This window comes from Nocardia sp. GTS18, from assembly GCF_013839555.1.
Classification (GTDB): Bacteria; Actinomycetota; Actinomycetes; order Mycobacteriales; family Mycobacteriaceae; genus Nocardia; species Nocardia rosealba.
The window spans coordinates 527,019-539,957 of record NZ_JACBIU010000001.1; the positions used below are offsets into that span (position 1 = coordinate 527,019).

Genomic DNA, 12,939 nt, shown 5'->3' on the forward strand with positions numbered 1-12,939 from the left:
AGCCCGAGAATGACTGCGAACCAGCAACAGTGGGACCACGAGGTCGGCTTCCTCGTCGTCGGCAGCGGTGCGGGTGGGCTCACGGGCGCACTCGCCGCGGCCGACCGCGGCCTCGACACGCTCGTCATCGAGAAGGCCGCCCACTACGGCGGCAGCACGGCTCTTTCGGGTGGCGGCATCTGGGTACCGAACAATCCGACCCTGCTGCGGGAGGGTCTGCGTGACGATCGCGCCGACGTGCGCGCCTATCTCGACGCGGTGGTCGGCGACCGGGTGCCGACCGCCAATCTCGACCGTTTCATCGACGAGGGCCCGCGCATGCTGGAGTTCCTCGAGACCAGCCCGCACCTGCGATTCCAATGGTGCACAGGCTATTCCGACTACCACCCCGAGGCGCCGGGTGGCCGCCCGGCCGGTCGGTCGATCGAACCGCTGCCCGTCGATCTCAAACAGCTCGGCCCCGACGAGGATCTGCTGCGCCCGGCCGCCCTCGCCACCCCACCGGGTCTGTTCATCACCTCCAAGGACTTCGTCCAGCTCAATATGGTGACCCGCACCTGGAAGGCGCGCTGGACCGCGCTGCTCACCGGGTTGCGCGCGATCAAGGCCATCGTGTTGCGCAGGCACATGGACACACTCGGCCGCGCTCTCATCGCCAGGCTGCGTCTTGCCCTGCGGGACGCGGGGGTGCCGTTGTGGCTGAACACCCCGCTGCGGTCGCTGATCACCGACGACACCGGCGCGGTGATCGGCGTGATCGCCGAGCGCGGCGGCCGCGAGATCCGCATCCGCGCCCGCGCCGGTGTCCTGCTGGCCACCGGCGGGTTCGAGCACAACCAGGCCATGCGCAAGCAGTACCTGCCCGACGGCGGCCGCGACAATTTCAGCGCGGCCTCGGCGGACAACACCGGCGACGGCATCGTGGCCGGTGAAAAGGTCGGCGCCGCAGTGGATCTGATGGACGACGCCTGGTGGATGCCGTCGTTCCAGCGCCCGGAGGGTGTGAACCAGGTGCTGGTGTCGGAGCGGTCGATCCCGTGCTCGATCATCGTCGACAGCTCGGGCGCCCGCTTCACCAACGAGGCCGCGCCCTATGTCACCTTCGTGCATGCCCAGCTGGCCGGATCGCACGACCCGGCCTGGCTGATCTTCGATGCGAAAGCCAAGAGCCGCTACCCGATCGGCGGCGTCGTGCCGGGCCAGAAGTTCCCGGCGTCCTGGCTCGAGAGCGGTCTTCTGCGCACCGGCGCGACGGTCGACGAGCTGGCGGCGGCCATCGGTGTGCCCGCACTCGGCTTGCGCGAGTCCGTCGAGCGGTTCAACGGGTTCGCCCGCAACGGCCACGACGACGACTTCGGGCGCGGTGACAGCGCGTACGACAACTACTACGGCGACCCGACCCTGCCCCAGCCGACCCTCGACCCGCTCGACCGAGGCCCGTACTACGCGCTGCGGATTCGCATCGGTGATCTCGGCACCAAAGGCGGGCTGGTCTACAACGAGAACGCCCAGGTGCTGCGCGCCGACGGTTCCGTCATCGACGGGCTCTACGCGGCGGGCAACACCTCCGCTGCGGTGATGGGCAACGACTACGCGGGCGCGGGCGCGACCATCGGTCCGGCCATGGTGTTCGGGTACGTCGCCGCCGACCACGCCGCGACCGCGCGCTGACCCCGGGGTCCGATCATGCAACCCATCCAGTGCACCACCTGCGGAAACCGGGTGCTCGCCGAGAAGTTCAGCCCGAGTCACACCAGCGTGCAGTGGCTCGACGACGCCGAGTCCGCCTGCCCGGAGTTCGCCCGCCGGGCGGCCCTCGGCGAGCCGAGCAGCTGGATCCCGACCTGCCCGGCGCTGCGCGATTCCATCGAACGAGCTGTCGCCAGGCGAATTGGCGACCGATCAGCTCCGCAACGAACCGGTCCCCGGCCGCCTCGGCTGAGGCGACACAACCAGGAGAACATCATGCACAGACTCGACGGTCATCGGACGCTGGTCACCGGCGCCGGATCCGGTATCGGCCGCGCGACGGCGCTGCGCCTGCTCGACGAGGGCGCGACGGTGGTCGGCGCCGACGTATCGGCCGACGGCCTCGCGGCCACCGCCACGCAGGCGAAGGAACGCGGCACGGGTGAGCGTTTCAGCGTCCTCACCCTCGATATCGGCAGCGAGGAATCGGTGGTCGAGGGTGTCCGATCGGCCACCGCCACCCTGGGCGGTCTGGATTCGGTGGTGAACGCGGCGGGTATCCTGCGTGCCTCGCACACCGAGCAGACCTCCCTCGAGTTGTGGAACCAGATCATCGGGGTGAATCTCACCGGCACGTTCCTCGTGGTCCGTGAGGCGCTGCCCGCGCTGCTGGCCAATCCACGCTCGACCATCGTGAACTTCAGCTCCACCTCGGCGGCCTTCGCGCACCCCTACATGGCGGCGTACGCGGCGAGCAAGGGCGGCATCCAGTCCTTCACCCACGCCATCGCCCTCGAGTACGGCGGCAAGGGTGTGCGTGCGGTGTCGGTGGCGCCGGGCAGCATCAAGTCCGGGATCACCGATGCCACCGGTGGTTACGTGCCCGCCGATGCCGACTGGTCGCTGTTCGCCAAGCTGTCTCCCGTGTTGCCGACCGAGCTGGAGTCCGGTGGCGCGGGTATGGGCGACCCGGACGCGGTGGCGGGCGTGATCGCCATGCTGGTGTCCGAGGACGGCGCGTTCATCACCGGCACCGAGATCCGGATCGACGGGGGAACCCACGCCTGATGAGCATCACCTATGACGGCACGCTGCGCGAATTGCCCACCGACGCAGGCGTTCTGCGCTACCACGAGGCCGGTGACGGGCCGCCCCTGCTGTTGCTGCACGGCTCCGGCCCCGGGGTGACCGGGTGGCGCAACTTCCGTGGCAATCTGGCCACCTTCGCCGAGCGGTTCCGCTGCCTGGTTCTCGAGTTCCCCGGTTTCGGGGTGAGCGACGACTTCGGCGGACACCCGATGGTGACCGCCTTGGACGCGGTGGCACGCTTCGTCGACGGACTCGGCCTGGAGCGGGTCGATATCATCGGCAACTCGATGGGCGGCGGCGTGGCGCTGAATTACGCCATCGCGCGACCGGATCGGGTGGGCAAGCTGGTGACCATCGGCGGGATCGGGCGCAACCTGTTCAGCCCTGGTCCCGGCGAGGGCATCAAGCTGCTGCAGGAGTTCACCGAGGAACCGACGCGGGAACGTCTGGTGCAGTGGTTGCATTCGATGGTGTTCGATCCGGCGATGGTGACCGAGGAACTCGTCGAGGAGCGCTGGACTCAGGCCACCGATCCCGCGACCCTGGACAGCGCCCGGCGCATGTACAGCAAGGCGGCGTTCACGGCGATGGTGCGGGCGATGGAAGCTTCCGACGCTCCCCCGCCCTGGGCCATGCTGCACAAAGTGCAGGCGCCGACGCTGGTCACCTGGGGCCGCGACGACCGGGTGAGCCCGCTCGACATGGCCCTGATCCCGATGCGCACGATCCCGCGCGCCGAACTGCACGTGTTCCCGAACTGCGGGCACTGGGCGATGATCGAGCGGAAGGAAGAATTCGAATCGACGGTGCTGGCGTTCCTCACGCGCTGACAGCGTCTCTTTCCACCTTCACTGTATACCGTAAAGGGGGCCTTGCCACAAGGCCCCCTTTGTGGCGCATAATCGTCGGCCGCAGCATTTCACCTGCGGAAACACCGAAAGTGAGGGCTTGTGCCGGAACACGGTCACGACGAGGAATTGCAGTCGGAGCGCGAGTACGTGGCGCACCTGTACGCGCGGCTCGACGCCGAGCGCGCACAGGTGAAGGGCCGCTACACCGCCGCGCTGCGCGGCACCGGTAACTCCCCGATGGAACGCGACAACGAGGTGCGCGCGCTCGGGAAGGAGATCCAGCGCCTGAACGTCGCCGACAACGGTCTGTGTTTCGGCAGGCTGGATGCGGTGTCGGGGGAACCGTCCTACATCGGTCGCATCGGCCTGTTCGATGCCGGCGACGACTTCGAACCACTGCTGCTCGACTGGCGCGCGCCCGCCGCCCGCGCGTTCTATGTGGCCACCGCCGCCAACCCGGAGGGCATGCGCAGGCGGCGGCAGTTTCACACCCGTGATCGCCGGGTGCTCGACTTCACCGACGAGATCCTCGGCAGGCCCGACGCGGGCGAAGGCGGCGACGCGGCGCTGCTGGCGGCGGTGAACGCACCGCGCGGGGACGGGATGCGCGACATCGTGGCGACGATCCAGGCCGAGCAGGACGAGATCATCCGCCTCGAACACCCGGGCGTCACCGTGATCGAAGGCGGCCCCGGCACCGGCAAGACCGTCGTCGCGCTGCACCGGGTGGCCTATCTGCTCTACACCCAGCGCAAGCGGATGGAACGCCAAGGTGTGCTGGTGGTCGGCCCGAATCCGGCGTTCCTGAACCACATCGCGCACGTGCTGCCCGCGCTGGGTGAGACGAATGTCGTCTTCGCCACCACCGCCGATCTGATGCCCGGGCTGCACGCCACCGCCGAGGACGCACCGGAAGCGGCGCGCGTCAAAGGCTCGCTGCGCATTCTCGATGTGCTCGGTGCCGCGATCGCGGACCGGCAACGGCTGCCCGCGGTGCCGCGGGACATCGAGCTGGCCGACACGACGGTGCGCGTCGACGCGGCCGTCGCGGAGTGGGCGCGCGAGGAGGCGCGGGCGAGCGGACGCCCGCACAACGAGGCTCGGGCGGTGTTCGCCGAGATCGTCACCTATGTGCTCACCGAACGGGCGATCGCCCGCATCGGGAAGGGCTGGTTGACGCGCGAGGACAGCGAGGCGTGGGAGCAGCTGCGCGCGGACCTGACCGCCGAACTCGCCGAGAACACCGATTTCGTCGCTGTGCTCGACGAATGCTGGCCTGTTCTCACCCCGGAAGGGCTTCTCGCCGAACTGTATTCGTCCCCGGACTGTCTTCGCGCCGCGTCCGCGGACGAGTCGCTGTGGCGGGCCGGCGGTGCCGCGTGGACGGTGTCGGACGTGCCGTTGCTCGACGAACTGGTCGATCTGCTCGGAAGCGGCGCCCCCGCCGACGACAGCGCCGAACGCGCCCGCAAGGCCGAAGCCGCCTATGCCGAGGGCGTACTCGACACCCTGATCAGCCGCGAAGACCTGATGGACGACGAGGACCATCTGCTCGCCCAGGACATGCTCTACGGCGAGGACCTCGCCGACCGGTTCCTCGAGCGCGACACCCGCGAGCTCGCCGAACGCGCTGCGGCCGACCGTGATTGGACCTACGGGCACGTGGTCGTCGACGAGGCGCAGGAGCTCTCGGAGATGGACTGGCGGGTGCTGATGCGCCGCTGTCCGAGCCGCTCGTTCACCATCGTCGGCGACCTGGCCCAGCGCCGGTCACCGGCAGGTGCCACCGCGTGGGCGACGGTGCTCGACCCGTATGTTCCGGGCCGCTGGGTGTACCGCTCACTCACGGTGAACTACCGCACGCCCGCCGAGATCATGGCGGTCGCCGCCGCCGTGCTCGCCGAGTTCGCGCCGGAGGTTCGGCCACCGGATTCGGTGCGCGCGTGTGGTGTGCAGCCGTGGTCGCAGCAGGTCGATGCATCCGAATTTCCTTCGGCCATCGAGGCATTCGTGCGTACCGAGGCCGACCGGGAGGGCACGAGTGTGGTGATCGGCCCGGTCGGCATGCCGGGCACTGTGCCCGCGTCGGAAACCAAGGGCCTGGAGTTCGACGCCGTGCTCGTCGTCGAGCCGGGAAGGATTCTCGCGGAGGGACCGCGTGGCGCGGCGGAGCTGTATGTCGCACTCACCCGCGCCACCCAGCGCCTCGGCGTCGTCCACCACGCCCCTCTCCCGGACGCACTCACCGGCCTGGCCGAGGCGCCGGAACCCCTCCCGGTCCGGTGATGTTCCGCAGGCCACCGACTTAGCGTTGGGTGCTGCCCGCGTCCACCGGCAGGGTGACGGCGGTGATGTAGCGGGCTTCGTCGGAGGCCAGGAACAGGGTGGCGTTGGCGATGTCGACGGGGTCGACCCACGGGATGGGCAGCATGTTCATCGACGTGGCGGCCTCGGCGAATTCCTCGCGGGTCGGATTCTCCCGGTCGGGACGGAAGACCTTGCGCACCATGTCGTTCTGGATCATCGGGGTGTCCACATTGGTCGGGTGCACGGTGTTCACCCGGACATGGTGGGGCGCGAGTTCCTTCGCCAGCGAACGCATCAAGCCGACGACACCGTGTTTGGCCGCGACGTAGTGGGCGACGCCGACCAGCCCGCGTAATCCGGCGATGGAGCTGGTCAGGATCATCGCTCCCCCGTCACGAGCGATGAGGTGTGGTGTGGCCGCCTTGCAGGTCTGCCACACACCGGTGAGGTTGATGTCGATCATGGTCTGCCACTGCCGCTCGGTCAGCTCGAGGGCGAACGCGCTCGAGCTGATTCCGGCTGTGGCACAGACGATGTCGAGCCCACCGAGCTCGCCCACCCCGGCGTCGACGGCGGCCCGCAACGCCGACCCGTCGCGCACGTCGACGACCGTGGCGACGATCCGCGCACCCGTCGCCTCGACGGCACGGACGGTCTCGTCGAGATCGTCACGGCTCGCCGGGGGCGTCACCACGGTCTCGACCGGTCCGCAGAGGTCGAGCGCGATGATGTCGGCGCCCTCCTCGGCCAGCCGGATCGCCTGCGCGCGGCCGATACCACGAGCGGCGCCGGTCACCACCGCTACTTTGCCCGAAACCCGTCCCATGTCACACCTTCTGAGTCAGTCCGGCATCCACCACGAGCTGGGTTCCCGTCACATAACGGGACTCGTCGGATGCGAGGAAGAGCACGGCATTGCTGACGTCGACCGGTTCCACCCACGGGACCGGCAGCAGGGTGCGCCGGGCGAGTGCCTCGGCCGCGTCCTGCCGCGTCGGATTCGCCAGGTCCGGGCGCAGTTTCGCGTAGACCTCGTCGTTGAGAATCATCGGCGTCGCCACCGACCCCGGGTGCACGGTGTTCACCCGTATACCGCGCGGCCCGAGCTCGTTGGCCAGCGTGCGCGCCAACCCGACCACGGCGTGCTTGCTCGCCGAATAGTGCGCCGCCATGGCACCGCCGACGATTCCGTTGACGGAGCTGACGATCACGATCGACCCACCGTCTACCAGCGCAGGCGCACCGGCACGCACCGTGTGCCAAGCACCGGTCAGATTGATATCGATGGTCCGCTGCCAGGCCTGGTCGGTGAGCTCCCACGACGGTGCGAGGTCGGTGTAGATGCCCGCGTTGGCCACGATCACGTCGAGCCTGCCGAGCTCACGCACCCCACCGGCGACGGCCGCATCGAGCACGTCCGCCTCACGCACATCGGCAGCAGCGGTGACGCACCGCCGTCCCAGCGCCTCGACGCCCTGCTTGGTCGTCGCCAATTCCGTTGCGGCGGTCTCTATATCGAGGGCAATGATATCGGCGCCCTCCTCGGCAAGCCGCACGCAGTGCGCACGACCCATACCCCTGGCCGCACCGGTGACCAGCGCGACCCTGTCCTGCATGCGATTCATCGGGCGCCCCTACCAGATCGAGTGTCCACCCGGCCGACGCTAGGTTCGCCGGACCCCCGAATCGCCAGGCTCTCCCGGTGAGCGGGCGATGCGCCGAGACTTCCCACCTATTGGGAGCGGCCGTGTCGATCTGCCCCGATCCAGCGGGTGTCGGCCATGTGATCCGGCTCGCCGGGCTTTACCTGAAGCGCAGTTCAGGTAATAGCTTGGGGGCAACGTGTAAAACCGACTGGGAGAAGTGATGACGATCGATGCGGCAGTGCGGGTACTGGAGCGGTACGAGGGAGCGTTCAACTCCAACGATGCGGAGGCGATGAACGCATTGTTTTGGGACGACAGCACTTTCGTAAACTTCAGCGGCAGTGTGGCCACCGGCCGCGACGAACTGCTGGCCAAACAACGTTTCGTGTTCGGCGTGGGCGGTCCACTCCACAACGTCGATGTCCAGTACCACCTCGAAAAGACGATCGAGCTGGCACCGACATTCGTGCAGGTCGTCGCGCGTCAACGCACACGAGGCAGTGCCGATCCGGCGCAGGACCCGATGCACGGCGTGGTCATCTTCACCCTCGAACAGCGCGCGAGTGAATGGCGCATTCGCACCGGTCAGAACACCCCGGTGCGATAGCAACGCGACCGGCCGTTCCCGACCTGATGCGACGGGACTGGGAGGGGCGCACTTCCGCCCGAGTGCGGCTCGCTCCTCTCAGCCTTGCCGTTGTCGATCCTCGCGAAGCCGCTGGATTGCCCTCCTGATCGACACCGCCCGATCAGCGCCGGGATCTTTACGCTGTTCGAAGTCGATGAGCCGACCGGCGGCGGAGTGATTGCCCATCACCATGGCGAGAAGGACCTTCATGTCGTCGGCCGAGGTGGTGTTCGCGGGACGGCTGGTTTCCGGCGCGGCGGGCTGGTCGGTCTTGATCGCTCGAGCGCCGTCGACGTCTCCCTGGCCGAGCGCAGATGTTGCATGAGCCTCGGCGAACGAAGGTCTGTGATCCTGCGGCTGTTCAGCAGGCTGAGGTCCTACGCCGGTACCGGTCTCGGACCGGGCATAGCGGTAGGAAAACGTGGCAGCCACGGCGCCGACAACAAGAACCGTGAGTCCGGTCGGCAGGATCATCTTCGCGGATTCGGCACCCTTACGTTTTTCCTCAGCCGCCCGCTCATAGGTGGTAACCCCAGACGAATCATCGCCGAAAATCCAACACTCCGTGCCCGGCGTCATAACCTTCCCATCGCAGGTCGGCCCGGCATTCGGATCCTTACGGGAGGCGATGAACCACCGACGACAAGGATCAGCCCGATCGGCACAGCCACCACCGCGATCAGCATGCACACAGCAGCGACCAGCTGCCGACGATCACCAGACATCGGCTGCTCGCACTCCGATGATCGGACGGCGCCGAAAAATAGGTGATCGTGCGGTACTCATGATCGTCCCCTCGAGTAGACCTACTGTGCCAGTTGACCACTCTCGGCGGGGTCTGCGAAAAGACCTACGGGGCCGAACGCGGTGCACACGCTGATTCGACACCCGGAGCTTTCCCCATGCGTCGAGCGGCTTTCCGCGTGCACCCGAGGAGACCGTGGCGTGCGCCAGAAGGGGCCCGTTGTCGGCGACTGCGTGGCGCAGCGGTCCGGGTCGACTGCCAATGCGCTGCATCCCGACTACCGGCTCGGGTGGCGCAGCCGGCGAACATCCCGTACGAAGACTGGATGCAGGATTGTCCTATCGCGGTATCCGATCCGGCGCAGCTCGACGAATTCGTTCGTCTGCTGCTCACTAACAAGACCGACTGGCAGCTCAGTTTCTGGTTTCTGGATCCGGCCCTCGAGTCGGGGGCCGCCGATCCCGATGAGATGTCCCGCGTGAGCCGGCTGGTACCGCAACCTCATCGCCAAATGGTCGCTCGATGACCGAACTCGACCCGATCGAACTGGACCTCGACGCGGCCCGCAGGATATATCCAGTCGGCGACCATGTTTCCGGGGTAGTCACGATGATCCCGCGCCCCGGCACCATCGGATTGTTCGTCGATTTAGGTCGGCCGCCAATCGGTTTCGTCGACGTCCTCAACCTGCCGGAATCCCTCGATCGCTGGCCGACCGTCGGCACTGTCACCGACTTCGAGGTGCTTCAGCACAGACACCAGCAAGTGCGGCTCTGGCCACTCGATGCCGCATTCCGGTCGAGCAGTAGGCGCTGGTCGGCCATGAGTGAGCGTGACTGGCATGCCGTGAAGAGCCGCCATCCTGTGGGTTCGGTAGTGACTGCCGAAATCACTCGGGTCTTTCCGTCGAACCGGGAGTACTTGGTCGAATTCGACGGTCTGTGGTCCGCGCTGCCGTGGTCTGGCGCGTCGCCCGCTGTCGGATCGAGCGCTCGATTCGTTGTCCGCCGACATCTCGAGCAGACCAACAGGATCCTGCTGCAACACCTCACCAGTTGACCGACGTGCCGCGATGTTCAGAGAGTCAAATCCTCCCTGCAGCAGTCGATCATCGCGGCCATCGTCGATGCGAACGGTTGCGAATCCCACGGCAGGAGGCCCCGCGCGGGCGCGGAGATAGAGTTCAGCGGGTGACTTCGAGAATCGCGGCATACGGCGTCTGCCTTGATCATGATCGGGTGCTGCTTGTTCGCCACATCGCCGAAAGCGGCGAAACCAACTGGACGCTTCCAGGAGGTGGGGTCGAGCAGGGAGAGGACCCCTTCGATACCGTGACCCGCGAGCTTGCGGAGGAGACCGGCCTCGACGGCGTCGTCGAACGACTACTCGGAGTGGATTCGAGGGTGATCCCGGCACATGAGGCCCACTCGGGGGTAGAGCACCAGAACATCGGCATCTTCTATCTCGTCCGCGTCACCGGCGGCCGCCTCAGAGCCGAATCGAGCGGGGCCACTGTCGAACCGACCTGGACCCCGATCTCCGAAGTCGCCCACCTCCGCCGATCATCCCTTGTCGACTCCGGCCTGGCTCTGGCACAAACCCTCCCGGCGACCGGCCACGTCACCTCCACCCCGGTCGGCGGTCTGATCCAGCATTGAGCCAGTGAGTTGCCGCCGGGCGGTACAACCACGGAAAGAACTGATTTCGCCTATCTCGTGGTTCAGCGGCCACCACGCGGACGACTCAGCAACGCGCGACCGCGTTCCGGGGTCAGGCTGTACGCCAACGCAGGGTCGGCGAGCAGGGCGACCGGGGCGATGTGATCCGGAGTGCGGGGCTGCCAGTGCGTCATCGCGGTCCCGAGCGCATCCCACAGTGCCGCTGGGTCGGAGTCGTGTTGTGCGAGCGCCTTTCGTACTGCGGCGTCGAAGGCTTGATTGCCGTAGGTAAGCCGGTAGCCGTGCTGCTGCACCCGTGCCCTGTACTCGTCGATAGCAGGTCCGATCTCGAGCCCGGGGTCGTTTTGCGCGTTTTCCAGGAGCTGGGCGATATCAAGGGCGGAGACATGTGAGTGTTCGTCAGCGGCGTGTTTCTGGGCGAGTTCGAGGGCGTGGCGGTGTCCGGTGAGTGCGCGTTCTGCCAGATATTCGGCAATGTCGAGGGCGGAGCCGTACCAGGGTTCTTTATGCGCGTGCTGGAGGAACATGCACGGCAGAAACTCGTCGGTGAACAGCGGACTGCGGAAGAATCCGTCCGGGACCGGCGTCGAAGGTAGCAGATGCGAAAGGATCCGCGAGTAGTCGTATGGAGAGGAAGTGGTGAGGAACATCTGGAGCTGGGTCCTCAGGACTGTGGCGCGCGGCTGGCCGAAATTCTGGGCCTTTTCCAGGGACACCATGGCTTTGTCGAGGTCCCCGGAAAGGGCTTGATCTCGACCCTCTTCGGCCACCGAAGCCCAGCTGTCACGAGTTCTGCCCGCAGGCTGACGCAGTCGATGGAAGCCTTGGTACAGCGATTTCATGAGTGCGGTGAACGATGGATACCGCTGCGGAAATTCACTCCAGGCAAAGACGCTATAGGCGGCCCACTCCCCGTCTTCGTCGCGGTCGGCCGGATCGAGGAACAGAACCCCGACGTCGGCGTGCAACGAGATCAACAACCCGCGACTGAATGGGTTACCCGGCGCATCACCTGGGGCTTCGGTGATCAGGTCGGCCCAGGACTCCCAGTTGGGTTCGAGATCACGCAGCCACCCCAGGTTTGTCGTGTCACGCATCTTCCACACGAACTCCCCGGCATGGCGCCATCCATCGGTGGTCAGCAGGAAACTGCGATAAGAGGGTGGCAACCTCAAGCCGAGACGCTGCTCGACGGCTGCGACGTCGGCCTGGGTGGCCGCGGGATAGCCGAGCCAGCGCTGCTGCACCACCTCGGGATCCAGGTCACCGGGATCGCAACTTGCAATCCATTCCTCACTCCAAAGCTCCAGCCACGGCCTCCAATTCATTCCATGCACGCTACGGACAGGCTCCGACACACTTCGTGCTGACGGCGTGGATTTCGACGAGCCGCCGGCGGCTGAGTAGGGCGCGCCCGTTCATAGTCGACCGACCTGGGGCATGCGGGCCACGAGGACAACGCGAACGCACTGTCATCTTCCCGACTCACTGTGGGAACTGGCTGATCCGGGTGTTCTGGAAGGTTGTGAACAGCCAAGTTCCAGTGTGGCGCAACGCGACTCGGGTCTGGACAGACCGGGCATCGGGCGGCGCGGTCGCGCCCGGCGGCATGGGCCGATCTCCCACGGTGACCAACACCGCGATATTCGGTGCGGGGAAGCGCAGCGTGGTGGTTTCGGGTTCGGCCATGCGGGTGCCTTTCATGAACCCGTCGAAGCCCTCCTGCATGACGGTGGCGAGTTCGGTTCGGCCCTGGATGCGTTCCCCGATTACCGAGACGAAATCGGCGTCGGGGGTGAATGTGGCGGCGAAGGCGGCGCCGTCACCTGCGGCCCAGGCGTCCATCTGCGCGCGCAGCAGGGCGAGGACGGCGGTTTCGTCGGTCATGGCGTCACCGGTCCCCGTCGATGCAGGCCCGCGAACTCGAGGGCGGCGAAACTCGCGACAAACGCTGCGCCCGCGAGCAGGAAGACCCGGCCCCAAGTCGTCAGCGGAATCAGATCGATCACAGCGAGCTCGACCATGAGTACCGCCGACAGGGCGTTGACCGCGACAACGACGGCAGCCAGGCGAGACGGTAGCCGAGGGTGGCGCGCGATGAGCAGCAGTGCCGCGGCGCCGCCCAGCATGCCGACGCCGAAGGGGACCGACCAGGAAGTCGGCAGGCCTAGCGGTTCGCGCAACAACGGGGCGGTGGCCAGCAGAAAGGTGCCGAATAGCCCGGTGCTCCAGCCGTCTACCCGCAAGGCGGTGCGCAGGCCGGGGCCGGCTTCAAAGGTGGTCATTGTGGTCATGGCGTCGACGT

Annotated in this window: 14 protein-coding genes; 8 read left to right on the top strand and 6 right to left on the bottom strand. The window is 67.0% G+C overall.

Features of this window, described 5'->3' with window-relative positions:
* Positions 1-9: 9 nt before the first annotated feature.
* The 4 genes from HYG95_RS02540 to helR all read left to right on the top strand — a co-directional run bounded on the left by HYG95_RS02540 (position 10) and on the right by helR (position 5,915).
* Positions 10-1,671 (top strand): FAD-binding protein, encoded by a 1,662-nt coding sequence (locus HYG95_RS02540; protein WP_181696362.1) that lies wholly within the window; start codon positions 10-12, stop codon positions 1,669-1,671.
* 294 nt (positions 1,672-1,965) lie between these two features.
* Positions 1,966-2,757, top strand: coding sequence for an SDR family NAD(P)-dependent oxidoreductase (locus HYG95_RS02545; protein ID WP_181696492.1), 792 nt, complete (start codon positions 1,966-1,968; stop codon positions 2,755-2,757).
* The gene (locus HYG95_RS02550) at positions 2,757-3,608 is read left to right on the top strand and encodes an alpha/beta fold hydrolase (protein ID WP_181696363.1); all 852 of its coding nucleotides are present in this window, start codon (positions 2,757-2,759) and stop codon (positions 3,606-3,608) included. Before HYG95_RS02545 ends, HYG95_RS02550 begins: the two co-directional genes overlap by 1 nt.
* Before the next feature lie 120 nt (positions 3,609-3,728).
* The gene (gene helR / locus HYG95_RS02555; protein WP_181696364.1) at positions 3,729-5,915 is read left to right on the top strand and encodes an RNA polymerase recycling motor ATPase HelR; all 2,187 of its coding nucleotides are present in this window, start codon (positions 3,729-3,731) and stop codon (positions 5,913-5,915) included.
* 19 nt (positions 5,916-5,934) lie between these two features.
* Here helR and HYG95_RS02560 read toward each other — a convergent pair whose 3' ends face one another.
* Positions 5,935-6,762, bottom strand: a complete 828-nt coding sequence (locus HYG95_RS02560; RefSeq protein WP_181696365.1) for a mycofactocin-coupled SDR family oxidoreductase — start codon at positions 6,760-6,762, stop codon at positions 5,935-5,937.
* A 1-nt stretch (position 6,763) separates the two neighbouring features.
* Positions 6,764-7,561, bottom strand: coding sequence for a mycofactocin-coupled SDR family oxidoreductase (locus HYG95_RS02565; RefSeq protein ID WP_181696366.1), 798 nt, complete (start codon positions 7,559-7,561; stop codon positions 6,764-6,766).
* Between the two features lie 241 nt (positions 7,562-7,802).
* Between HYG95_RS02565 and HYG95_RS02570 the strand changes: the two genes are divergently transcribed.
* Positions 7,803-8,189: an SgcJ/EcaC family oxidoreductase gene (locus HYG95_RS02570; protein WP_181696367.1), complete on the top strand. Its 387-nt coding sequence runs from the start codon at positions 7,803-7,805 to the stop codon at positions 8,187-8,189.
* Between the two features lie 78 nt (positions 8,190-8,267).
* Here HYG95_RS02570 and HYG95_RS02575 read toward each other — a convergent pair whose 3' ends face one another.
* Positions 8,268-8,789: a hypothetical protein gene (locus HYG95_RS02575; protein WP_181696368.1), complete on the bottom strand. Its 522-nt coding sequence runs from the start codon at positions 8,787-8,789 to the stop codon at positions 8,268-8,270.
* Between the two features lie 455 nt (positions 8,790-9,244).
* Here HYG95_RS02575 and HYG95_RS02580 point away from each other — a divergent pair, with 455 nt between their 5' ends.
* The 3 genes from HYG95_RS02580 (at position 9,245) to HYG95_RS02590 (ending at position 10,613) form a co-directional block, all read left to right on the top strand.
* On the top strand, positions 9,245-9,481 hold the full coding sequence (locus HYG95_RS02580) for a hypothetical protein (RefSeq protein WP_181696369.1): 237 nt from the start codon (positions 9,245-9,247) through the stop codon (positions 9,479-9,481).
* Positions 9,478-10,014 carry a hypothetical protein gene (locus tag HYG95_RS02585; RefSeq protein ID WP_181696371.1) on the top strand — a complete coding sequence of 179 codons (537 nt, stop codon included), beginning with the start codon at positions 9,478-9,480 and terminating at the stop codon, positions 10,012-10,014. Before HYG95_RS02580 ends, HYG95_RS02585 begins: the two co-directional genes overlap by 4 nt.
* 131 nt (positions 10,015-10,145) lie before the next feature.
* Complete coding sequence (locus tag HYG95_RS02590; RefSeq protein ID WP_181696374.1) at positions 10,146-10,613, top strand: NUDIX domain-containing protein; 468 nt, start codon at positions 10,146-10,148, stop codon at positions 10,611-10,613.
* A gap of 62 nt (positions 10,614-10,675) precedes the next feature.
* Here HYG95_RS02590 and HYG95_RS02595 read toward each other — a convergent pair whose 3' ends face one another.
* The 3 genes from HYG95_RS02595 to HYG95_RS02605 form a co-directional block, all read right to left on the bottom strand.
* Positions 10,676-11,962 carry an SMI1/KNR4 family protein gene (locus HYG95_RS02595; RefSeq protein ID WP_181696375.1) on the bottom strand — a complete coding sequence of 429 codons (1,287 nt, stop codon included), beginning with the start codon at positions 11,960-11,962 and terminating at the stop codon, positions 10,676-10,678.
* A gap of 157 nt (positions 11,963-12,119) precedes the next feature.
* A complete protein-coding gene (locus HYG95_RS02600; protein WP_181696376.1) occupies positions 12,120-12,521 on the bottom strand; it encodes an SgcJ/EcaC family oxidoreductase in 402 nt (133 codons plus the stop codon).
* Positions 12,518-12,928: a hypothetical protein gene (locus tag HYG95_RS02605; RefSeq protein ID WP_181696377.1), complete on the bottom strand. Its 411-nt coding sequence runs from the start codon at positions 12,926-12,928 to the stop codon at positions 12,518-12,520. Before HYG95_RS02605 ends, HYG95_RS02600 begins: the two co-directional genes overlap by 4 nt.
* Positions 12,929-12,939 lie beyond the last annotated feature (11 nt).